The organism is Reinekea forsetii (assembly GCF_002795845.1).
GTDB classification, from domain to species: Bacteria; Pseudomonadota; Gammaproteobacteria; order Pseudomonadales; family Natronospirillaceae; genus Reinekea; species Reinekea forsetii.
Map to the genome: position 1 here is coordinate 1,989,551 of NZ_CP011797.1, position 23,773 is coordinate 2,013,323.

Annotated in this window: 20 protein-coding genes; 8 read left to right on the forward strand and 12 right to left on the reverse strand. The window is 55.6% G+C overall.

The features are described 5' to 3' along the window. Positions 1 to 27 precede the first annotated feature (27 nt). The 6 genes from REIFOR_RS09280 to REIFOR_RS09305 form a co-directional block, all read right to left on the reverse strand. Positions 28 to 348, reverse strand: coding sequence for a DUF3301 domain-containing protein (locus REIFOR_RS09280; RefSeq protein ID WP_100257284.1), 321 nt, complete (start codon positions 346 to 348; stop codon positions 28 to 30). A 7-nt stretch (positions 349 to 355) separates the two neighbouring features. After that, the gene (locus tag REIFOR_RS09285; RefSeq protein WP_100257285.1) at positions 356 to 2,134 is read right to left on the reverse strand and encodes an ABC transporter ATP-binding protein; all 1,779 of its coding nucleotides are present in this window, start codon (positions 2,132 to 2,134) and stop codon (positions 356 to 358) included. Continuing rightward, positions 2,131 to 3,885 carry an ABC transporter ATP-binding protein gene (locus REIFOR_RS09290; protein ID WP_100257286.1) on the reverse strand — a complete coding sequence of 585 codons (1,755 nt, stop codon included), beginning with the start codon at positions 3,883 to 3,885 and terminating at the stop codon, positions 2,131 to 2,133. Before REIFOR_RS09290 ends, REIFOR_RS09285 begins: the two co-directional genes overlap by 4 nt. Beyond that, positions 3,878 to 4,099: a hypothetical protein gene (locus tag REIFOR_RS09295; protein ID WP_100257287.1), complete on the reverse strand. Its 222-nt coding sequence runs from the start codon at positions 4,097 to 4,099 to the stop codon at positions 3,878 to 3,880. Before REIFOR_RS09295 ends, REIFOR_RS09290 begins: the two co-directional genes overlap by 8 nt. Positions 4,100 to 4,227: 128 nt before the next feature. Further along, entirely contained in the window at positions 4,228 to 4,392 is a 165-nt protein-coding gene (locus REIFOR_RS09300; RefSeq protein WP_100257288.1) for a DUF2256 domain-containing protein, read from the reverse strand. 6 nt (positions 4,393 to 4,398) lie between these two features. Further along, positions 4,399 to 5,844, reverse strand: a complete 1,446-nt coding sequence (locus tag REIFOR_RS09305) for a cryptochrome/deoxyribodipyrimidine photo-lyase family protein (RefSeq protein WP_100257289.1) — start codon at positions 5,842 to 5,844, stop codon at positions 4,399 to 4,401. Between the two features lie 623 nt (positions 5,845 to 6,467). On the opposite strand from REIFOR_RS09305, the gene REIFOR_RS09310 reads away from it, so the two are divergent. The 8 genes from REIFOR_RS09310 (at position 6,468) to REIFOR_RS09345 (ending at position 15,343) form a co-directional block, all read left to right on the forward strand. Then, positions 6,468 to 7,235, forward strand: a complete 768-nt coding sequence (locus REIFOR_RS09310; protein ID WP_158524343.1) for a response regulator transcription factor — start codon at positions 6,468 to 6,470, stop codon at positions 7,233 to 7,235. 15 nt (positions 7,236 to 7,250) lie between these two features. Continuing rightward, a complete protein-coding gene (locus REIFOR_RS09315) occupies positions 7,251 to 7,616 on the forward strand; it encodes a response regulator (protein ID WP_100257291.1) in 366 nt (121 codons plus the stop codon). A 10-nt stretch (positions 7,617 to 7,626) separates the two neighbouring features. Then, entirely contained in the window at positions 7,627 to 8,196 is a 570-nt protein-coding gene (locus tag REIFOR_RS09320) for a chemotaxis protein CheW (RefSeq protein ID WP_100257292.1), read from the forward strand. A 31-nt stretch (positions 8,197 to 8,227) separates the two neighbouring features. After that, complete coding sequence (locus REIFOR_RS09325) at positions 8,228 to 9,439, forward strand: ABC transporter substrate-binding protein (protein ID WP_100257293.1); 1,212 nt, start codon at positions 8,228 to 8,230, stop codon at positions 9,437 to 9,439. A gap of 14 nt (positions 9,440 to 9,453) precedes the next feature. After that, positions 9,454 to 11,382, forward strand: coding sequence for a methyl-accepting chemotaxis protein (locus REIFOR_RS09330; RefSeq protein WP_100257294.1), 1,929 nt, complete (start codon positions 9,454 to 9,456; stop codon positions 11,380 to 11,382). 73 nt (positions 11,383 to 11,455) lie between these two features. Then, positions 11,456 to 14,461, forward strand: coding sequence for a response regulator (locus REIFOR_RS09335; RefSeq protein ID WP_100257295.1), 3,006 nt, complete (start codon positions 11,456 to 11,458; stop codon positions 14,459 to 14,461). Further along, the gene (locus tag REIFOR_RS09340) at positions 14,458 to 14,931 is read left to right on the forward strand and encodes a hypothetical protein (RefSeq protein ID WP_145980274.1); all 474 of its coding nucleotides are present in this window, start codon (positions 14,458 to 14,460) and stop codon (positions 14,929 to 14,931) included. Before REIFOR_RS09335 ends, REIFOR_RS09340 begins: the two co-directional genes overlap by 4 nt. Next, positions 14,903 to 15,343, forward strand: a complete 441-nt coding sequence (locus REIFOR_RS09345; protein ID WP_100257297.1) for a hypothetical protein — start codon at positions 14,903 to 14,905, stop codon at positions 15,341 to 15,343. The genes REIFOR_RS09340 and REIFOR_RS09345 overlap by 29 nt, the downstream gene beginning before the upstream one ends. A gap of 128 nt (positions 15,344 to 15,471) precedes the next feature. Here the strand turns inward: REIFOR_RS09345 and adk are convergent, their stop codons facing one another. The 6 genes from adk to gspN all read right to left on the reverse strand — a co-directional run bounded on the left by adk (position 15,472) and on the right by gspN (position 23,537). Continuing rightward, entirely contained in the window at positions 15,472 to 16,128 is a 657-nt protein-coding gene (adk, locus tag REIFOR_RS09350) for an adenylate kinase (RefSeq protein WP_100257298.1), read from the reverse strand. 240 nt (positions 16,129 to 16,368) lie between these two features. After that, the gene (gene ppc / locus REIFOR_RS09355; RefSeq protein ID WP_100257299.1) at positions 16,369 to 18,984 is read right to left on the reverse strand and encodes a phosphoenolpyruvate carboxylase; all 2,616 of its coding nucleotides are present in this window, start codon (positions 18,982 to 18,984) and stop codon (positions 16,369 to 16,371) included. 131 nt (positions 18,985 to 19,115) lie between these two features. Continuing rightward, positions 19,116 to 19,715, reverse strand: a complete 600-nt coding sequence (locus REIFOR_RS09360) for a beta-phosphoglucomutase family hydrolase (protein ID WP_100257300.1) — start codon at positions 19,713 to 19,715, stop codon at positions 19,116 to 19,118. A 178-nt stretch (positions 19,716 to 19,893) separates the two neighbouring features. After that, a complete protein-coding gene (gspD, locus tag REIFOR_RS09365) occupies positions 19,894 to 21,867 on the reverse strand; it encodes a type II secretion system secretin GspD (protein WP_100257301.1) in 1,974 nt (657 codons plus the stop codon). A gap of 12 nt (positions 21,868 to 21,879) precedes the next feature. Beyond that, positions 21,880 to 22,800, reverse strand: a complete 921-nt coding sequence (locus REIFOR_RS09370) for a type II secretion system protein N (protein ID WP_100257302.1) — start codon at positions 22,798 to 22,800, stop codon at positions 21,880 to 21,882. Continuing rightward, on the reverse strand, positions 22,800 to 23,537 hold the full coding sequence (gene gspN, locus REIFOR_RS09375; protein WP_100257303.1) for a type II secretion system protein N: 738 nt from the start codon (positions 23,535 to 23,537) through the stop codon (positions 22,800 to 22,802). Before gspN ends, REIFOR_RS09370 begins: the two co-directional genes overlap by 1 nt. Positions 23,538 to 23,773: the final 236 nt, after the last annotated feature.

Sequence of the window (23,773 nt, forward strand, 5' to 3'; positions counted from 1 at the left end):
CCAGGGACCCAGCTCGACCCTGGCGCGCTAGTGCATATGATGGGTTTGGCCTTCTATTTCAGCCACCTGATAGCCATGCAGGGTCATGGTGCCCCGATAGCGGTATTCGCCGGTCGAGGTGAATTCAAAATAGTAGATCCGCTGTATGCGCAGCAAGCCGTGCCGATCGCGCGCAATCCAAAATTTGCGGATCACCAACGACTCATCGAGCAGCTGTAAGTTGTGCTCCTCGCAATAGAGTTTGACCTTACGCAGGGCAAAGGCTTTCACGCCCTGCCCTTGCCACCAAAAGGCCACCGCGGCAATGATCAGGCCGACCCAGAGTACGTCCGTTAACATCAGGTTCATAAGATTCCTAGGCGAGGTTCGCTTCGCCGTCCGTGACTTCGATTTCATTCAGCAGGTTAGCATAGACGCCCTGCTGGGCGATAAGCTGATCGTGATTGCCGCGTTCGACGATTTGCCCCTGATGCAGCACCAGGATCTGATCGGAGTCGCGAATGGTGCTGAGCCGGTGCGCAATGGCGATCACCGTCTTAGCTTTAAACAGCCGGCTGATCGCCTTCTGGATCAGGCTCTCGGTCACCGAATCGACCGAACTGGTGGCCTCATCGAGCATCATCACCTGACCACCCTGGGCGACGGCCCGGGCAAAGGAGATTAGTTGGGTCTGGCCGGCCGACAGATTGCCGCCGTTGCTGCTCAACTGCAAATCATAACCGCCCGGCTGGGCGCTGATGAAGTCGTCGGCATAAACATACTGGGCGGCCTGCTTGATTTGCTCCGGACCCACGCCTTCCTTGCCGAGGGCAATATTAAAGCCGATCGACTGTTCAAACAAAAACACATCCTGCTGCATCAATGAAAACAGCGGCGTGACCTGGTCAGTGGGGATCTGCGCCAGTTCCAAGCCATTGAGCAGGATACTGCCGTCATAGTCCTGGTAGACCTTGGCAATCAGGCGCATCACCGTCGACTTACCCGACCCGGTGGTGCCCACCAGCGCCAACTGATTGCCCTGGCGCAAGCTAAAGGAGACATTATTAAGCACCAAGGGCCCACCCGGCTTATAGCGGAAGCTGACGTTCTTGAATTCGAGCGACTCAAAGCGTTGCAGCTTGTCGTGCACCTCGTCGATGCTGTACAAAACCCGGTCCTGTTCGGCCAAAGGCTCAATAAAGAGTTCTTCTATGTGATCAAAGGCGGCAAAGGAGCGCTGGATCGAGGCAATCTGCGAGGTAAAGTCGCGCAGCGGTACAAAGACCTTTTCCAGAGTGTTGATAAAGGCAATCAACACGCCTAGGGTCAAAGCGTCTTGCAGCACCTTGCCGGAGCCATACCAGATGATCAGGCCGATGGTGATGGAGGTCACACCGGTAATAATCGAGAACAGGGCCGCATCATAGGTATTGGTCTTTAACTGGGCATTCTTGAACTCGTCGGTGTAGCGCAAAAACTCCGCCTCCACCTGTTGCTCGGCCCGATACAGCTGCACGGTTTTCACGCCGAGCAGAGCTTCTTGCAAGAAACCGGTGCCCTTGGCCAGCGATGAGCGGGTAATCTGATACATGGCGCGCAGCCGCTTACGGACAAAGTTGGTCAGATACAGCACCGGTGGAAACACCAGCACCACCAGCAGGGTCAGCTGCCAGTCGATAAAGGCCATCATGATGATCAAGGCCACGGTATTGATCGAGTCCTTAACCAGCCCCAACATGCCGAGCACAAAGGATTCGCCAATGGCCTCTAGGTCGCCGGTCAGACGCGACAGAGTAACCCCGGTCGGCGTCTTATCGAAATAGCTGCGCGGCAGTTTTAAGATCCGGGCAAAGAGCGCGCTGCGCATATCGAACACGGCATTCTGACCCACCATGCGTAAATAGTAAGAGTAAAAGGCATCGGCGATGTAATTCATAATCAGCACCAACACCAGCAGGCCAATCAGCTGATAGAGACCTTGATAGACGCCCACCGCCAGATGGTTATCGATCACCTTGATAATAAACCAGGGAAACAACAGGTTGGTGGCGATCGACAGTGGCAACATCGCCAAACCGATCGCGGCCGATTTCTTGTAGGCCGACGCGTAGTGGAAGAAGTGTTTCAGATAGCGTAAATCCAGTGCCTTGATCATGTCACGGCCTCCGTCTCATTCTGCTGCAGATCCCAGGTGGCCTTATAGTAGGCCGAGCTGCGCAATAGGCTGTGATGATCGCCGCGGGCGACAATGGCGCCCGCCTCCAGCACCAGTATTTCGTCCATCTCCTCCAACGCGCTGATCCGATGCGAGACGATTAGCACCGACTGATGACTGATGCGATCCAGCAGACCGCCGAGAATCTTGCGCTCGGTGTCGTAATCCACCGCCGATAAGACGTTGTCCATGATAATCAGGTCACTCGGGCTGAGCAGCGCCCGAGCAATGCTCAAGCGTTGCTTCTGACCACCGGAGAGCATAATGCCCTTCTCACCGACCAGGGTCTGGTCGCCGTCCTGAAAGCGCGCTATGTCCTCGGCAAATTGGCTCAACTGGAGCACCTGATCGACCTCGGATTTGGCCAGATCGGTCGAGCCGAAGCGGACATTCTGTTCGATGGTATTGGAAAAGAGATACGGCTCCTGGGTAATGGTGCGCACCAGGGCACGCCAATCTTGGCGGGCCAGCGTGGTGATGTCGCGCCCATTCCAATGGATCATGCCCGGGGCCACATCGAGGTGATGGTTCAAACAATTGACCAGCGTGCTCTTGCCGGCGCCGATACTGCCGAGAATGCCCACCTTCTTGCCCGGCGTCAGTTCAAAGCTGATGTCGTGCAGCACGGCGCTGTCGCCATCGGGATACTGATAGGCCAGATGGCTCACCGTCAGGGTACCCTGGCCCAGGGCGGTCAGATCGGCCGGCGTTTGCAAGGCCATATCTTGCTCGGGAATCGTACTATTGAGAATAGTCAGTACGCTGTCGATGCTGACCATACCCATCTGATAGACCGTCGCGATCCGGCCCAGATGCATTAACGGCAAGGCGAGCAAGACTGAATAGGATAGGAAGGCGGTAATTTCACCCAGGGTCAGATTCTGTTGCAGCAGGAAGTAGCCGCCCAAGCCCAGGATCAGCACCTTCATCAGGTTATTGGCGTAGTCCAGCACCGGCATAATAAAGGTCTGGATACGGGTAATCTGCATGGTGCAGGTTAACAGCCGTTGATTGACCTGTTCGATCTCGTTCAACACCCAGGTGTCCATCTGTTGGTTTTTAATCAGGTCGATACCCGACAGGTAGTTCATCAGCTGTTCCGACAGATCCTGCAGGCGGGTAAGACGTTCACCGTGCAGCGCGCGCATCTTGCGAAAGCCAATGCGAAAGACGACAAAGGCGAGCAGGATGGGAATTATCGAATAGAGCGTCAGGGCCGGTGAGATGCGCCACATCCAGATCGGCGTCAGCGACAGGGCAAAGATCACATTAAACAGTTGCAAGAAGCCGATGCCGTAAAACAGCCGAATGCCATTGAGGTCGTTATTGATAATGGAGATCAGTTTGCCGGAGCCAAAGCCCTTGTGAAAACTGTTGGGCAATCGATTGAGCTTATAAAACAGATCGTTTTTCAGCGCCGCCTCGGTGATCCGGCCCGGGTTCAAGGCATACATGCGCGACAGGATGCGAAATACCACCATCACCACCGACAAGCCCACCACCCACTCGACATAGCCAAACAGCTCTTGGCGGGACGCCTCGCTCTGGTCACCAAAGAGGTCAATCGCCTGCTGAATGTAACGCGGAATTTCCACCTGCAACCAGTTCACGATCAGAATGCAGAAGATGGCAAACAGATAGGCGTACTTATTGAGCAGCAGGTAATGCAGTATAAAACGGGATTTAGTCATTCTCGGTCTCGGGTTGAGTTTTGCAAGCTAAGGCATATCGGCTTTGACAGGCGTCGAGGATCAGTTCGCGCGGGTCGCCGAGGCGTTCCAGTTCGTCGAGCAGCCATTCGGGTAGGCGCACCGGTCGGGTCTTGACGCCCGGTTTGCGGCCACAGCCGGGCCGAGCGCCACCGCGTTTGCACCAGTCGGACTTATCATCGCACTCGGTTTTCATAACAGATTGGCTCGATCGGGATTGAATTTTGATTAGTGTACAGTTTTCAAATTGAAATGGTACCGCTTATTCAACAGCCGTTCGGTATTCGCCATGGCCGCAGCTGTAATCGCATTGGTTGGGGTTAGTTAATGAGCTGATGGGTCGATTTTTTTCACTTTGCTATTACCCTGACAACGTTTTGAACAGTACTTAACCTCAGGCCAATTTTTTGCCCATTTCTTGCGCCAGGTAAAGGGTCGCTGGCAGACCAGACAAACCTTAGTGGGTAAATGACTCTTGCTGTGCGCCATAACCGCTTACCTAACATGTCGATTTAGAATGCGCCGTGCTTCCTGCTTTACATCGGCTCGATCACGCCATGCCCATAACAGATCACTGGCCTGACGGTAGGTCACGGCCGCATCAATGATCGGCGCGGGGTAATCGGTACCCACACTATATTGGTACATTAGTTCTTCCATTGCCGTCATCGTCCAGGGTTCGAATAACAGTGGATTGGGTAGGCTGGCCAATTCAGGGCACCAAACACGAATGAACTCGCCGTCCGGATCGTGTTCTTGGGCCTGTTTTGTCGGGTTGTAAATACGAATGGTGTTGATACCGGTAACACCCGCTTGCATTTGAAATTGCGCATAATGGATGCCGGGCTCAAAGTCTAAAAATAGACCGCCAAGATGCTCAACCCCTCGGCGCCAATCAATCTGTAAGTGGTGGCTTAAAAAGCTCACCAGCATGGCGCGCATTCTGAAATTTATATAGCCCGTTTTGATGAGACAACGCATGCAGGCATCGACTAAGGGATAACCCGTCTGCCCTTGCTGCCAGGCGATCAGGTCTGCATCTGAGCGGGCATCGTCACGGTAGGGGATGGTTTTGTAGCCGGCGTTTATATGCTCAAACTGCATATTAGCCTCGCTTTCGAATTTTTGAATAAAATGACAATGCCAATGCAAGCGTGACGCCAACGCGCTCAATGCTCGGCGCCAGCCCTTGCGCTCCAGATGCTGCAACAGTTGCTGATACATTTGGCGCAAGCTGATATTGCCCCACGCCAGATAAGGCGACATGCGCGAGCAGCTTAATTGGCTTTGCAACGGTTTGGAAATAAAGTACTGGTAGTCTTTTCCGCGCGCGTCAAAAAAATCAGCCAAGACCCGGGTTGCCTCACGAGCACCGCCCTGTTGCATGTCGGTATTGGCAACCTTCCAGGCGTTGGGCAATTGACGGGTGTCGAACTTAACTTGGACCACGTCGAGCTTGCCAGGCTGATTTTCAATCAGTTCGCCGGTCATCACGTCTTGCCAGAGTTTGCCCCATGCGGCACGGTTATGACACGGTCTAACCACGGCTGCGGTTTGCGTCTCACGCCAATTGATGCCTTGCTCAGTGAGCCATTTGGCAACGGCCTTGTCGCGCGCGAATGTATTTGCCAGGCCGGTCTCTTGATAGGAGAAAATCGACTCTATTTGGTAGTGCTGGCTGACCTCACTGAGTGCCTCGATAACAGAATGATGGGCAACCGAAACCTTGCCCCGAATCGTTTTATTAATATCGATGAGTGACTCGGTGACAAAACGCCAATGGCGCTCGGTATAATGGCCATCTTGGAGTAGTAGTGGCTCGAAAACATACAACAACAAGGTCGGCAGACCGGCGTCTTCGGCGAGCTTTAACGGCGCATGATCGCTGACCCGCAAGTCACGCTTAAACCAAACCAGATTAATCCGCGGCCGGTTCACCACTTAGATTGGCCGGTTAACCGCGTCGACAATACCCCGTGGCACTGGGTACTGATTGCCTTTGCATAACTCAATGTCGCGAGCCTCAAGATCAAATACCGGAGCAGGAAGATAGGTCTTTACCGTGCTTGTCGGCATAACAATAAAATTAGTTTACTCAAATCGTCTCAGCGGTCTTGTCAGCGCACCGAGACTGTCGTCTACTCAGATCATGACGCCGCCGCGCTTAACCGTCAGCCGTGCCCTGACGCTCGGCGGTGATCCGGAATCGGTCCAATTCAAGCTGTATAAGTGTACAGCTTTGATAACAAAATGTACCGCTATTCTGCTAGCCCTTATTTACCCCCTATTCGCGCCCGCTCATCAGCCAATTGGTCAATCTTTATTGCCACCCTCCGCCCCCAGAACGGACACCCGTCGGTGCCCTGTTCGAAATGTGATGCAGCTCTAAAGGGCCTTTACACGTTCGAACAAAGTTCTATTTGGCCAGCGTTAATGGCGCTTTATCGCGTTTTGGGTTTGGCGAAAACGTCCTTTTTGTGTGCTTTTTGCAACCTGAACTTTTTTCAAGCAGCGATCGTCTACAGTATCGTCACTGTCCAATTTGACTGATGATTCGGGGGCTTATGAACAAGATCGCGATTTCACATATTGGCCTGACCGCCAAAGATCAAATGTTGTTGCGTAACCTGTGTCGGCTGTCCAGTACGGTCATGGGGCAGTTCACTCTGGTCGACGATCCGAATTCGCCGCAGGGCGATGTATTGCTGATTAACACCCAAGCCGAGCGGGCCGAGCAGACCTTTAAGGCAGTACAGCAATTCAAACAATTCCGTTCCATTATTGCGCTCCAGGATACGGAACAGGTCACCCATGCCTGGTTACCGAGCGCAGAAATTTTGACCCGACCGATGGTTTTACGGCGAGTCACCAAGGTATTCGAACGTTTGGTCAATCAAAATCGATTGGAAAGTGAATCGAGCACCAGCAACCTAACCATTCTGGTGGTCGACGACTCGATGCCGGTGCGAACCTTTATGAAACAACGGCTGCACGATCTATTGGGCAATCAAATTGCCGTCGATCTGGCCTGTGATGGCACCGAGGCGCTGCGTTTGAGTGCGAACCACCCCTATAACTTGGTGTTTCTCGATGTGCTGATGCCCGATATCGATGGCTACCAGGTGTGTCGGCAAATCAAAGCCCGGCAGCAGGCCTTACCCGTGGTCATGCTGACCAGTAAAGGCTCCACCCTGAACAAGGTCAAAGCCAAGATGTCTGGCAGCAATGGCTACATTACCAAACCGCCAACCGATCTGGCTCTGCTTCATGAGCTGGGTCGCTTTTTACCCACCAGCCTGATACCGATTCATCCAACGCCCCAACTGGTATAACTCAAGGACACTCCGATGACCAAAAAAATATTGTGTGTAGACGACAACCCCGCCGATTTGAAAAACCTGCAGCGCATTATCGCCAGTCAGAATTTTCTCTCCGTGACCGCCAGCTCCGGCGCCGAGGCGATTGCCAAGGCACGAGCGGAGCGGCCAAACCTGATTTTAATGGACATTATTATGGACGGTATGGACGGTTTTAATACCTGTCGAGAACTGCGCAAAGATGCGGAGCTGTCGGCTATCCCCATTGTCTTCGTCAGCAGTAAAAACCAAAAAGCCGACCATATGTGGGCTGCCAAACAGGGTGCCAAGGCGTTGATTTCAAAACCCTACACCGACGCAGACATTCTCAATCAAATAACCGCCCTGGTCGGCTGAGCGAGCCCCGATGACAACTCTCCGACGCGCGCCCAATCGCCTTATGCTGCCCAGCGCGGCTTTGGCTCTACTGAATGCGTCCGAGCCCGAGGACTCAAGTGCCGCGGACTCCTTGCTCAGCGAGTCGGGACCGGCACTGCAGCGCTCGGCCTACTTCGGTTTGAGTTATCAACGTTTTGGCCTGTTGTTCGATGATCGGGTCAACAAGGAACTGGTCGATTTTGAAAATTTGCGCCGCTTACCCAATGCACCCGATTGGCTGCAAGGCTTCACCAATATCCGCGGTGCCATCATTCCCGTGTTCGATTTCCACCAACTGTTTGGCCTAGAGCTGGATCAGACATCCAAAAACCTGAGTCGAAACTACCTACTGGTGATCGGCAAAGGCAGCGAGGCCTTTGCCCTGCCCTTGCAGGAGTTTCCGCATAAGTTGTCCTTTGCCCTCGCCGAGGCCCAGCCAGATCAGGATTTGGCCCCGGCCCGGTTGCGGCCCTTTATTCGCTATTGTTTTCGCCAGAACCGGCCCTGGTTTTGGCTCGACCATAATGCCTTTTTACAGGATTTGAAGTCTCCGGCCTGAGAGCCTGCGACCCTATTTGTTGGAGTCAACTATGAAACAACCGTTACTTGTATGTGCAATGTTGGTCTGGGGTGCCGGGTTGGCCCTGGCCGATGAGGGTGTCTTTGCCAACCAGATAATTGTTGGCGGCGTGATGGACCTGGAAGGCCAGTCTCGCGGTTTAGGCCAGGGCATGAAAACTGGCATTGAGGCCGCCTTTCGCGGGGTGTCGGTCAAGGGTCGACGGCTGAATTTTAAGGTCCTAAACGACTCCTATACGCCCTCCCTCACCGGTCAACAAACCCAACGGCTGATCGATGAGGATGTTTTTGCCGTGATCGGCAATGTCGGCACCCCCACCGCCCAAGTCAGTCTGCCCTTGCTCGCCAAGGCCCGAATCCCAGCGGTCGGCTTCTTTACCGGTGCCGGACTGTTGCGCCCGGGCGTGGGCGATGTGATCAACTTTCGCGCGTCCTATGTCCAAGAAGCCGCGGCGGTAATCGACGCGGCGATCACCGCTGGGGTCCGGCCGCAGGAGATCTGCGCCTATGTCCAGAACGACGCCTATGGCATGGCTGGCGTATCCGGTATTAAGGCCGCCCTGCAGAGCCGGCCGAACACGCGCGACATTGTCGCGCGGATCGATCAGATCTTGGCCTTGGACGGGGATAACCCCGAGCGCAACTACCTCGGGCCGGTCGGGGTCTATCAGCGCAATACGCTGAGCAGTCGGGACGGCTATGACTCCCTTAAGGCGTGGGAAAATCAGATCGGCACGCGCTGCAAGCTGGTGGTGACGGTCGGCACCTACGCGGCCATCGGTCGATTTGCCGGCTACGCTCGCTATCAGGGCGAAGACTGGGTGATCAGTGCGGTGTCCTTCACCGGTGCCGAGAATCTGTCCGATATTCTCACCGAGTTTGGCGTGACCGACCGAGTGGTCATGACCCAGGTGGTGCCAGAACTGGACAGCAACTTGGCGATCGTTAAACAGGCCATGAATGCGCTCGGCGATGACTTCAACTACGTCACCTTTGAGGGCTATCTGGTCGGCCGGATGTTTATTGAAATCCTCAAGGCCTTGCCCGGGGAGCCGAACCGGCGCAGCTTTTTATCGGCCGCACGCAATGCCCGGTTTGATCTGGGTGGTCTGGTGTTGGAATTTATCGGCGATAACCAGGGCTCGGATTTGGTCACCACCACCTATTACAGCAATAAAGAATATCGACCGATGACCACCAGCGATTGGTTAACACTTTTTTGATTAAGGGGTACCGCATGAATTTTCCCAACATTCCCAAGTTACCCATTCGCCTGCGCCTGTTCTCGGTGCTCGCGGTGGCCGCAATCAGCTTGATTATTCTCGCCGGGGTCAGTTACCGGTCCTTATTGTTGGCCGGCGATGCCACCGAAACGCTCAACGATCTCGTGGCCAATGCCACCGAGGTCAGCGACTTGGTGACCAACGTGCAGAGTGAATTCGTCAACACGGTAAACAACATCGACAACGGCCTGGTCACCTGGGACACCGGGGCCCTACAGATTCGGGCGTCCAGCGTGCGCTTTGCGCAGCAGTGGCAGGCCATCGCCGCACAGCAAGACCTCGATAACGCGCTAATCGATGCGGTGCGCGAATTGCAGACGGCCTATGGTCTATTCGAGCGGCTCTCAGAACGCCAATCCCGGGCCGATTTACAGCTGTTCTTGTTAAACGACCTCTATGTTCTGGTTGGGCCCTTTATCGATCAGGCGCAACGTTATAACGAGCAGTTGACCGCCGCGGCAGAGCGTTCGTTCGCCGGTTTTAGCGCCACCTTTACCCAGTCTATCGTGTCCAATACAGTTGTGATCCTACTGACCGCCCTGGTCACCTCGGTGATTGGCTGGCTGACCTACCAATCGATCCTCAAGCCGGTGCGGCAGATTTCCCAGACCATTAGCGCGGTCCAGGCCAATAACCCCGATGCGCGCACCGGTCTGGTTGCCAGCGCCGATGAATTGGCGAGCTTGGGCGCGACGCTCGACCAACTGCTCGATGAAAAGAACCGCACCCTGAGTCGTATGGAAAGCGAAAACGACCAGCTCAATAATTCGATTATCGAACTGTTGGAGGGCACCTCATTGCTCTCCGATCGCGACCTTACCGTGCGCCTGATCGTAAGAGAGGACATTACCGGTCCGGTGGCCGATGCGATGAATATGGCGACCGAGGAGATCGGCGAGGCCTTGGCGAAAATCCGCCAAATTTCCGATCTGGTCGGCGCCGCGTCGGCGGTGATCGATGAGCAGTCGGCCAAGGTTAATAAGGTCTCAGAAACCAGCCGCCAACTGGTCGCGGCGACCATCGCCAAGCTCGAGACGGTTTCGGCACAGATGTTCCAGATCGCCAAATGGTCACAAGCCAGTAACCAGGTGGCCAAGAAAGCCACGGCCTCAACCGACAGCGCCTTTGAGTCGGTGACCAACACCATGACCAGTATGGTGGACATTCGCGGTTCCATTTCGGAAACGGAAAAACGTATTAAGCGGCTCAGCGAACGGTCGCAAGAGATATCCTCGATTATCGACATCATCAACTCCATCGCCGAACGTACCCACGTACTCGCCCTGAACGCCTCGATGCAAGCGGCTGCGGCCGGCGACGCGGGTCGAGGCTTTGCGGTGGTGGCCGACGAAGTGCAGCGTTTGGCCGAAAGTTCGCGCGATTCCACGTCGCAAATTTCGGTCTTGGTGCGCAACATCCAAGCGGAAACGGCGGCTGCCGTGGACACCATGAACCTGTCGATCAGTGAGGTGGTGGCCGGCTCGAAACTGGCCCAATTGGCCGGTGACCAGATGATGGAAACTCAAACCACCACCAAAGACCTGGCACGAGCGGTGGCGAAAATCTCAGAGCAATCCATTCTGCAAGCGCGCGAGACCGATCAGTTGAAAAACCAATCGACTCAAATTGCCGAATCCACCGAGCAAACCCGGCTCGAGCTCAAGCGTCAGGCCGAACAGACTCGCCGATTGGCGTCGGCCTCGCGGGCGTTGGCCAATACCGTCTCGGTATTTGCCCTGCCCAGCCATCTGCTCAGCACCGGCCTGACCGCGGAAATACTCGAAGCCAGCGCGGTTGCGCCAGTTATTGCCTTGGATAAGGCAAAGCCCTTTGGTAATGAACCGTTGAGTGCCATCGCGCGCCCAGCCCAGGCTAACAGATAGACTTCGGCCCCCCTGCCGCGACCGGTGCCAGGTGGCAACCGGCTCGGCTGCAGCGACCTTTTAGGAGTGGCTTATGACGACACAAAACAGCTCGATCGATGCGGTAGCGGCGGAATTTTCAACCCTGCGCGTGCAATTTGAGCACTGGCAGCCTGGCCTATCGGGTCAGGATTCCGGCGAGGTTTTGGAAACCTATCTGGTCACCCTGTCGATGCTCAGCGAAACCCTGCAATTGGTGGGCCTCGACGGTCTGTCCGGCTGCCTGGATCGGGTCGCCGAAAACCTGATGCTCGCCGATCCAGACCAGCCGATCGAGCAACAGTTGCATAACTTTGCACGCTGGACGGCGTTAACCCAAGGCCACCTGAACAATGTCCTCGACCCGGAACCCTGTATCGAATGGGCCAACCTCCTGGAACATGAAGACTGGCCGAGCCCGATGGATATTCGCGAGAGTCGGCAGCTGATCGATCAGTTCGTGCACGACCAACAACGTCTCGATACTGAAGAGCCCGACACTCGCCCCGAGTATCGACTCGACGAGCTCAGCACCCGCTTCTCAGACACCACCGACAATGAGGTGCTGCAGGCCTTTTTGCAGGACACCCCGCATCAACTGGAGAACTTATCGCAGCAGATCAATCAATTCAATCTGGCCACCGTCAACAGTCAAAGTGCCCCGAGCCTGCAAGCGATCCAACGCATCAGTCATACCATCAAGGGCAGTGCCAATTTGGTGGGTATTACCGCCATGGCATGGCTGGCGCATGAACTGGAGAGCTTTTTTGAACAGCTCATCGATGGCTGCCTGGACGACCCCGGCCAGCAGTGGCATTACGGTGCCGATGCCAAGGATCTGTGTATCGCCACCGTGGATACGCTGCAGACCTTGCTCGATAACGCGGAGCATGCTGCCGATGACGATTCGGACTTCGCCCCAATGCTCACCGCCCTGGCCCAATGGCCCACCTGGCCGGTGAGCCATTCACCCTACGCCGAGCCCGACTCGCCAGCAACGTCCAGCGAGCCGGGCCAATCCGCGCCGAACCGAGATACTGGCCCGGCCGATGCTGCAGACTCGGGCCTCAAGACGATGGACTCGGCTCCATTAGATAAGGGGGAATCGCTTACCACACTCGATTCCGCTCGTTCTGCAGGCGACTCAGTCCAGCCGGGGCAGGACACCGGCCCGGTTGCGGTCGCACCCCAAACCCGACCGCCCAACGCACCCAAGCCGGTCGATCTGGGCGGCCCGATCGACGCCCCGATGCCGGTGCCAGAGCGCCGCCGCCTGAATGATGGCGATGAGGATGTTTGGGTCGAGTTGGTGGAGGAGATGTCGATTAACCTGGTGCAAAGCCAGGAACTCTTTAAGCGCGTCAGTGGCAATTTACGAGAGCTGAAGGACCATGATTTGCATATACAGGAACGGCGTTTTGAATTGGAAAATGCCGTCGACAGTCGCAGTATGGCGCAGGCCAATGTGACCACCGCGAATCCGGAATTCGATGCCCTGGAAATGGACACCTACGACGACATCCATCGCAGTGCGCATCAGTTTATCGAAGCCATTGCCGACAACCGGGAAATGGTCCTGCTGTTGCAAAAGCAAATCAGTCTGTTCGACGGTCTCATCCGCCAACAGCGGCGCTACACCGAACACTTTCAGCATCATGTCATGCGTTCCAGCCAGCAGACCTTTGCCAGCCTGAAGACCCGCCTGCAACGCTGTGTGCGCCAGGCCGCGCGCTTTACCGACAAGGAGGTCGACCTCTTTATCGCCGGTGATGACATACGGGTCGACCGAGCCATCGTGACCGCCCTGGCGGACCCGCTTATGCATCTACTGCGCAACTCGGTGGACCATGGCATCGAGGCAGAGCGCGGCACCAAATCCGCCACCGGCCGGATTGAACTGACCTTCCGCATAGAGCAACGCCATATTGAGATCCGGCTGCGCGATGATGGCGGCGGTATCGATGTCCAGGCGGTCACCGAGGGTGCCCGCCGACGCGGGCTTATTCCGGACGATGTCCACCTGTCCGACCCCTTGCAACTGATCTTTGCCTCTGGGGTCACCAGCCGCGAAAGCGTTACCCAGCTCTCGGGACGGGGTATCGGACTAGACGCCGTGGCCTTCGATGTCAAAAAACTCGAAGGCCAGATCCGGGTTAATTCGACCCCGCTGCAGGGCACCGAATTTGTAATTCGCATCCCGCTGCGCCAAGTCACTCGCCATATGATTGTGGTCAGCCTGGGTGAGGAAAGCTTTGCCATCGACAGCACTCGGATCCAGCAGATTATTCCGCCGGATGAGTCCTTCGCCGAACAGAAAGGAGAGCAATGGATCGTCAAATGGCAAGACCAATGGCTGCCCTTTATGGAAATGCACAGCGGCCTAGGGTTGACGCCCTATTCCTATGCAAGCGGGGCCATACGTCATCCCCTGTTGCTAATTGACTACCAAAACAAGACCGTCGCAGTGGCTATTGACCGGTTGCAAAACAGTTTTGAGCTGGTGCTAAAATCGCTTGGCCAGTATGTGCCAAGCATCGCGGGCTTATCGGGCATCACTCAGACCGGCGATGGCCTGTTGATGCCTGTATTAAGTGTCGAAGCGCTGCTCGAGCGCGGCACATCGGGCCTGGGTGTCGGTTCAATCGCGCCCGCCGCGGCGAGCGAGCGCCAAACGATTCTGGTGGTAGACGATTCACTGAGTCAGCGCAATGCCCTAAAACTGCTGTTGGTCGATTCCGGTTTCGATGTACAGACCGCAACCGATGGCATCGATGCGCTCGAGAAGGTGCGTTTGGAGCTGCCAGCGGTCATGCTGGTGGATATGGAAATGCCGCGTATGAACGGCCTGGAACTGACTCAGGCGATCAAAAGCCAGAGCGCCACCAGCCATATCCCGATTGTGATGATCACCTCGCGCTCCCAGACCAAACACCGTCAGCAGGCCAAGGCCGCCGGCGTGGACGACTACCTGACCAAGCCGTTCAATGAGAACGAGGTCGTGGATACGGTTCTAGCACTGCTGGCCCAGATACCCAATGCGGTGCCGGGTGATCGGCCTTGAGCGCCTATATGGGGATCCGTTTGGGCGCTCTCTATTTGGCCCTGCCGGGTGATCAAATCAGTCAAATCAATCTGCCCAATGACCTGCAGCGGCACCTTAATATGCCCTATATCACCCTGGCAGGGCGGCGCATACCGGTGTTGCAGGTCGATGATCAGCTAAGCCAGGTCAGGGCCGCCGATCCGCACGCCACGGCCGGCCACTATATCATCAGCCTGGCCTACGCCGATGCCAGCGGGGCGCTAGTCACACGCTTCGCGCTGCAGGTCGACGCAGTTCAAAAATTGGCCGAGCTGCACCATTACCCCATTCCGACGCTAATGCAGCGACCGAACAGTCCGTTGCTCGGCCTTTTTACCGATCAGGCCCAACAGCAGGGCTTCGTCACCGACGTACAGGCCCTGGAACGCTTTTTCAACCACCTAATTGAGACCCCTTGCGATGACCACGACTACCCTTTGGCGGGTTGAGCTCGATCGCCCGCTGGCCCTATTGGAACCCTCGGTAGTGGAACTGGTCACCGATGGCAAGGAACTGCGGGTGCCCTATTGCCAAACGGTGCTGCAATCCTTGCTCTGGTGGCGCGGACAGTGGATTCCCGTTCTACGCACCACTGGCCATAGCCCGACACTGCTGGTCATGAGAGCGCTAAATCGCCCCGACTGTCCCTATATAGCTTTGGCGATGGCCAAGGCCCCGCAACGATGCACGGTGACCGATCGGGCCTTTGCCCCGGCTCTGCCGCTAGATGCTGCGGATGCTCAATCACCCTGGCATCAATGCGCACTCTCGGCGGTCGATATCGAATCCCGTATCGTGCCGATCATCGACCCAGCCCTATGTCTGAACGAAGCCTTTCTCGAGGGGCTCGTGACCGCATAGCTATAGAGTTAATAAAGCGCGTGCCTCGTTGCGATTCTAGGGCTAGTCAGTCCGTCACTCGATGCAGAACCTAAAACGCAGGCATAAAAAAAGCGCCAAGCGGCGCTTTTGAGCTCGAATACCTACCGTTATGCCGGCAAGGCACCCAATACCTTGGCTTTGATCTCGGTTACCGAACCGACACCCTCAATATACAGATAGGCTGGGGCGGCACTGCCGTCCTGTTCGGCCCAACTGCTGTAATACTCAACCAATGGCTTGGTCTGCTCATGATAGACATCGAGACGATGTCGCACGGTAGCCTCTTCATCATCCTTGCGCTGAATCAATGATTCACCGGTCAGATCATCCAATCCAGCCTGTTTGGGCGGATTGTGCTGCACATGATAGATGCGGCCAGAGGCCTCATGGACGCGACGGCCGCTCAAACGGGCAATGATTTCGGCATCAGCGACATCAAAATTAATCACCGCATCGATGGCAATACCCTGCGTCTTCAACGCATCCGCCTGCGGAATAGTGCGCGGAAAGCCGTCGAACAGGCAACCATTGACACAATCGGCATCTTGAATTCGTTCTTTAATCAGTCCGATTATGATGTCATCGGACACCAATCCGCCCTGATCCATAATGGTTTTGGCCTGAACCCCAAGAGGTGTACCTGCTTTTACTGCTGCACGTAACATGTCACCGGTCGATATCTGTGGAATTGAATACTTCTCACAAATAAATTGAGCTTGTGTACCTTTACCAGCACCAGGTGCCCCGAGCAAAATAATACGCATTAACTACGTACTCCTCTTTCAATTACGTTTTGGCGGCCGCAGCTTGTAAACTGCTTAATTTACAAGCAAAAGTGCCACCAACTTATTTTAGGCTGGCGTACTTTACCTTTGCCCCCCCTTAGATACAACTTATGAAGGGCTTAGGTAGGTGCTGAAAACCATATACTCGGTATGGCGCGAACCGCTCTCGCCCGGCCAATACTAACTCAGCCGCGCCAGCACTGCCTCTAAACCCAACGACTAGCCGGTATTGCGCATCCCGGCGGAGATACCCGCCATGGTCACCTTAAGCGCCTGTTCCAGGATTGGATCGATTTCCCCGGCTTTACGCTCCCGCTTGAGCAGTTCGGCCTGCAGATAGTTGAGTGGATCGGTGTACGGACTGCGCACGTGGATCGACTGCGCCAACAACGGATCCGACTCCAGCAGCCGCGTTTGACCCTTGAGCTGGTTGAGCAAGAGTTCACAGCGCTTTAGGTCGGCGCGCAATTGGGTGCCCAAGCTGTGGTATTCCGGCGCCACCAGCTGCTGCTCGTAATAGGCCGCGATCGAGCCATCGGCCTTACCCACGACCATTTCCAATAGATCCAAATAGGCGGTGAAAAACGGCCAATCGCGGATCATCTCGGCCAGCGTCTCCGGTTCCTGCTCGAGGGCATGTTGCAGCGCCTGCGGGGCGCCTAACCAGGCTGGCAAATTAAGCCGAACTTGCATCCAGGCAAACACCCATGGAATCGCGCGCAGGCTCTCAATGCCTCCGCCGGCCTTGCGTTTGGCCGGTCGACTGCCTAGGGCCAGCTTGCCCAATTCCTGCTCGGGCGTGAGCGAACGGAAATACGGCACAAAACGGGGATCTTCGCGCACCACCTGACGGTAGTGCTGCAAACTCTGATCCGACATCTGTTCAATCAGATCGCGCCAAGCCTGCTTAGGGGCGGGATTGGGCTCCATGGTCGCGCGCATGGTCGCGGCCACATAGATGGCCAAACTGCGGATCGCCACGCGCGGCAGGCCAAACTTATAGCGGATCATCTCGCCCTGTTCGGTTACTCGGATCTTACCCGGCACCGAGCCCGGCGGCTGCGACGCCATGGCCTTTTCAACCGGACCGCCGCCACGACCGACCGTGCCGCCGCGACCGTGAAACAACATCATCGAGATATTGCGTTTATTCGACAATTCGACCAGCGTTTCCTGGGCCTTGTATTGGGCCCAGGTGGCGGTTATTTTGCCGGCATCCTTGGCCGAATCCGAATAGCCAATCATCACCGTCTGCTTGGCGCCACTGTATTGGGTATACCAGGGGTTCGACCAGAGCGCTTCCATGACCCGAGGGGCGCGATCGAGATCGGCGAGCGTCTCGAACAGCGGCACGATGGGCACATTCCAGGTGACCCCGCTTTCACGCAGTAACAGCGCCACGGCTAAGACATCGGACGGCTGTTGGGCCATCGAAATGATGTAATGCGAGAGCGTTTCCGCCGGCTCATTGGCCACCACGGTACAGGTGTTCAAGACCTCTAAGGTGTCGGCACTAGGTTGCCAATGGCGCGGTACCAATGGCCGTTTATTATTCAGCTGCTCATAGAGAAAGGCCTGTCGCTGCGCTTCATCCCAGGCTTCGTAGTCGCCCAAACCAACATGCGCAACGATTTCCTGCAGCGCCTTGACGTGACGTTCACTGTCCTGACGCACGTCTAGCGGCACCAGATTTATGCCAAAACACTGGACTCGACGAATGGTGTCGAGCAGTTCACCATCTGCGACCCGATGCAGGCCCACCTTGGTCAGGGCGTCGTAACAGGCACTCAAGGGCTCGAGCAGTTCGGCTTTGGACTGGATCGGAATCTCTTTATTGATGCCGGTGTCGTTCAGCTGCGCTTCGGTCCAGCGCAGGGTCGCCATGAGGCGATCGCGTATCTGGTGCATACAGACCCGATAAGGCGTCTTAGAGCCCTGCCCATAGGTTGCACGAAAGTCCTCATCGGCCACATCCATACTCAGGCGCGCGGCCAGTTGGTTGATATCACGCAGATATAGATCTGCGGCCATCCAGCGGCCCAGGAGGATCACCTCTTTGGTCACTGCATGGGTCACATTGGGATTGCCGTCGCGATCACCACCCATCCAGGAATAGAAATGAAAGGGGCAGATGTCTTTGGCCAAACTCTGGCCCGTTGTGCGGCGGGCCACCGCATCGAGTTCACGGAGAAAATCGGGCACCGCGCTCCACAAGGAATTCTCAATCACCGCAAAACCCCATTTCGCTTCGTCGACCGCCGAGGGCCGCTCATCGCGCACCTCATCGGTATACCAGACTTCATCGATGGTCGAGCGCAAACGCTCCTTGATTTGGTCGATTTCATAGCGAAACAGGTCGGTGCGCGATAAATCGCGCAATGCGTTGGAGACGTTCTCATATTTGCGAATCAGGGTACGGCGGGTGATCTCGGTGGGATGGGCGGTCAACACCAGTTCTATATTGAGCTCGTTTAGTACCTTAGCGACCTCTGCCTTGCCGTGTTTTTCGGCAATTTGGGCTAAGGTCTCTTCCAGAATATCCCGTTTATCGGACTCGGCACTGGAGAAAAACTGTTGCTCGGCAATATTGGCCAAATTCAGGAACTGGTTAAACGCGCGCGCGATCGGCAAGATATCCTTGTCTTCCAGCGCCGCCATCACATTGATCAGGGGTTGGGCGTCGGCATCATCGGCTTTATTTACCTGCTTACCCAGGTTGCGGATCTCTTCAACCTTGCGGAACAGCTGGGGCCCGTGGTTCTCCAGCAAGGTGTCACCGAGCAACTCACCGAGCATGCGCACATTTAAACGTAAGGTATCGGGTATAACGGTCATAGTTGAAAACTCCATTGCGCTCTGGTATTGCGCTTAGTCAGCATGCTAAGAAAAACTTCAACGGCCCGCACGAGCGGGCTCCCAGTATAAAACCGCGCGACTGAGAGACCCTCGTCCCCGTCCGTCGGCCATCACTTGATTAAATCGCGCACATCCACGGCGCTCATTCCAGCGCTCAAAATAGCCTCAATGCCGATATCGGTATCCTCAAAGGCGACACAGCGTTCCGGCGCCACATTCAGGCGCTGGGCCGCCGCTAAGAAGACATCCGGTGCCGGCTTGTGACGGGCGACATCATCGGCCGTGACCAGCGCATCAAAGTAATGCGCTAGCTCCAGTTGCCCGAGCAACATCTGTGCTCCAGCCCGACTGCTGCCGGTCGCGATGGCCAGCGGCTTGGTGCCGAAAAACTGTTGCACGATGGCCAGAGTTTCTGCGATCGGCGTCGCCTTGGGCATCAACGCTCGAGAAAGCCCCTCTTTCATCGCTTTCGCGGCCTGCAGATCGATCTCTAGGCCCGCTTCGGCGGATAAAATCTGCAGTGTTTCAAATGTGGGCACGCCGCCGAGCTGGTAAAACCGGGGTTTGGAAAAAGGCAGCCGATAGTGCTCGGCGACCTGCTGCCAGGCGATATAATGCAAGGGCATGGTATCGACTAGGGTGCCGTCCATATCGAAGATTAGGGCGTCCGCTTGCGCCAAGCGATGCTGCAGTTCAGGGCTTAGGCTCATAGAATCACTTCACTTATACGAGTCAAATAGAATATCACGCTTACCGCAGAATGAAATTACGCCAATTCCAACCCGGTCTGCCTGATACTGAGACACTGATCCTTCTTGGGTGTCAGCGCGCATAAAAAAGGCCCGTCGCAACTGCAATCGGGCCCTATTGGATCAAGACTGTTGCGCCCTATTCGATCAGAGCATCGGCCGGCTGGATCTGGGATCCGTCTATATAGGTGCCGTCGAAAACCTCATCGATACTGGGTTGAATCAGACCCAGACCACCGCCTAAGGTTTCGATGCGCAATTCCCAGATGCCATTCATACGCCGTTGGATTAGCGCGCTAGACTGATCTCGGATAATCGTTGGCCGCAAGATAATCAACAGATTGGTTTTCTCTTTCTTGGTCGATTTAGACTTGAACAGATTCCCGATAATCGGCAAATGACCCAGTATTGGCACCCGGCTCTCAAATTCCGTGATCCGGTCTGAAATCAGCCCGCCCAAGACAATGGTCGAGCCGTCATTGACCAGAACCTCAGTTTTCACCTGGCGTTTGCTGGTCACCAAATCGACTGCACCGGCGGTATTCTCTCCTATCAAGGACTCAACCGTCTGATCGACCTCTAGCCGAATCGAACCATTCTGTTGCACATGTGGAATCACCGAGAGGGTGGTGCCGACATCCTGACGATTGATGGTAAAGGGGTTATCCGTTGTGCCGCTGCCGCCGGTCTTAAAGGGCACCGAGCTGCCGACCGTGATAAAGGCTTCGCTGTTGTCGAGCGTCATCACACTGGGCGTCGACAATAGGTTGGTGTTACTTTCCGATTCCAGTGCTTGGATAATCAGACCAAAGTTTGCCGTGCTACCAAAGGGATCCGCCAAGGCTAGGAAACCACCCGTTGGCACCTGACTGATGGCACCCAGTGCCGAACCGGCGGTGGTTACCGCCGTACCCACACCCGTCGCCAGCTGCCCCAGGGATGCACCGGCGATGCTCGAACTGGATGAGGCAAACGGCAGGCCATCGACTACCCGCTCCGGGTTGGTCGCCCATTGCACACCCAAGGCATCGCCGTTGCTGCCGGTCACCTCGACAATGGCGGCTTCGATCAGCACCTGATCGCGGGTCACATCGAGCTGGGCGATAATAGCTTCAAGCTCGCTCAGCTCAGACGGTTCGGCACGCACAATTAGGGCATTTTGATCTTCATCGGCAAGAATCGATACCGGCTGGCTCGGCGGCTCACCCTGACCGCCCTGCGCGCCACCCGGAGCGGCGATACCTTTAAGGATTTCAGCCATTTTCTTAGCATCGGCGTTATTGAGGAAAATCACCTTGTAAGAGGTGTTCTCTTCAGAGGGGGTGTCGAGCTTTTGGATCAGTTCAACAATCTGTGCTCGAGAGTCGGATTCACCCTTGATAATAATTCGGTTGCTGCGCTCATCACCGACCAGCAAAACGCCTCGGTTAGAACCGGAACTGGAGCGAGCGCCCTGATTACCAGCCACCACGGCCGCGGGTGAGATCCGTTCTAACAGGGTAATCATGCCACCAACCCAAGCATGCTTGAGATTGACCACCTCTATTTCTTCGCTGCCGGCCTTATCGAGCAGGTCGATAATTTCCGACAAGCGCTCAATATTGGTGGCCCGATCCGCGACGATCAGCACATTGGCAGACGGCACACCCGCCAGATGGCCATATTTGGCTACCATGGGCCGCAATATGGGCACCAGTTCCATGGCCGACGCGTTTTGAATGGGGAATACTCGTGTGATAATGTCTTCACCGACCCGTCCACCCGTGGTTTCAACGTCGATACCGGCGGATTTAATATCCGACTGGCCGATAATTTTCACCACATCGCCCGCCACCACGGCGGAGAAACCGTAGACTTCCAGCGTTGCCAAGAAGGTTTCATAGATCTGTGATTGGGTCATTTCCCGTTCGGAGACCACCGTCACCTTGCCCCGAACGCGCGGGTCGATAATAAAGGTCTTGCCGGTCACCTTAGCGACCAGGTCGATCACTTCCTTTATTTCAGCATCCTGCATATTCAGCGTGTATTTTTGCTCGGTGGCGGCAAATACCAATGATGCCGAACAAAGGCAGCAGACTACCAAAGCCAATCTAACCTGAGCGAACAGAGCCATGTTCTTTACCTTTTAATATGTCGGAATGGTTTGATAGATAGTAAAAGCACGGGAACCACGACGAATTTGAATTTTTATTTCACCGCCGGTCTGCAATACCTGATTGAGTAAAACTTGGTCATTTTGGATATTGCCAACGGGCATATCGTTTACCGAGGTCACAATATCTCCTGGCCGCAACCCCACCATTTGCAGTTGCCGAGCCTGCCGGGTCACCTGATAACCCTCGGCAGAGGGTTCCAGACCCATTTCAGCCACAAACCCTTCTGGGTCTTCATTGGCGCGTCGATTCACATATTCGACCATGCCTTGCACCTGGGCTTGCAGGTCGGCGCCATTGGCCACATCGGCATTGGCTTGGGACAGGGCTTCACGGAAGGATGCGGCGGGTGCAGGTGCGTTATTCGCATTGGGATTAACCGATTCCAATATAGCCTCGGTGGCGACCTTTTCGTATCGGAGAATTTCCAACTGGCCGCGACGATCGAGAACGATCCGATCACCAAACACTTCGGCCAACACAGCCTGGCCGAACAGATCTTCTCCCACCGCGAACACCTTCCCCGCTCCGCGGCCTTCGCCGATCACGGCAAAGCCTTGGCCATCCCCACGCGCCATCACACCCTGAAGGGTTAAGTTGAGTTTTGTTTCCGGTACTTCGACAGCCTGTTTTTCGACTACTTGGGCGGCAGCAGCGAACGCGCCAAAAAATTCCCGGCTGCCGATGGAGCGACTGATCTCCAGCCAGTCTTGACCTTGACCCGTGCCATCCTGAACCGCCGGGACCACTTTGGGCGCCACCAGCGGTGCAACGGGCAGCACCGCTAACCAAGTGATTTTCGCCAAGCCGACGCCGCAGGCGATGACCAGCAGCGCCACCAACCAACCCTGCACCGGGCGCCAGACATTAATGAGTTGGGCTTTAATATCCATTAAAACACCTGCTGGGAAATATCGAACAGGGTCGTGCCATTGCCGGGCACCCGAATCGCCATATCCTCGGCTAAGGTGCGCTGCACAGTCAGGGTTGCCAGACCGGCCGGCGTCAACGCTATATTTATATAATCTTGTTGCCGCTCGCCCTGCGCCCTGAGGGTCCAGCCCTGATCGTTTGAGGCCAACTGCCCAAACAGCGTCGGCACCTGATAATTCTGCACGGTGCGACCCATGGGTATGCCGACCGGCCCCCCAGACCAGGTCAGGGAGCCATGCAAGGCACCCAATTGTTTGCCCCAACCAACCTCGGCAGAGACTGAGTCCAACTGCAACCGACCGGAAAGGCTTGCCTTATAGGCGCTGTAAATGGGGGCAAACAGGGTGTCATCGAGGTAGCCGGTTAGATTCTCGATCGCCAAGCCGGCGGGCTTGACCAGTAGTCGACCCGTTACCGCCATTTGCGCATTTTGCACACTGATCTGGACCGGCAATTTAAGGGACAACAGACCAAGCAACTGAACATCCCAGTCGACTTTGACATAACCGTAGGATTTTAAGCGGACCAGTGATTCACCTTGCCATAAGGTGCCGTCGGGCTCTTCCAGCGTCACACCCAAACTGGCCAACCTCGGCCCGGCCAATGGCAATAACCACTGTAGCGGCGCGAGAGCAGCCAAGGCTAGGCTGTAGCTGATCACTAGCAAAATGACCCATTTTATTTTGACTACCTTCATGAATACAGTGCAATTCCGTCGCGTAATATCGGCCCACAGTCTATAGGAGCCCCCTGCCCATCACAATTGGTTTACATCTATCATACGAGTGAACATTGGCTTTCGAAGGAGTGAACTCAACTCTTTGAATTTTTCCACCCACAATCTGTGGCGACCAAGTAAACGCCTATTGTCGGGCTTTTGGGTAATACCCGTTCTACATCCGAGTTAAAGCTCGAGCATTTTTGACTTTTTCA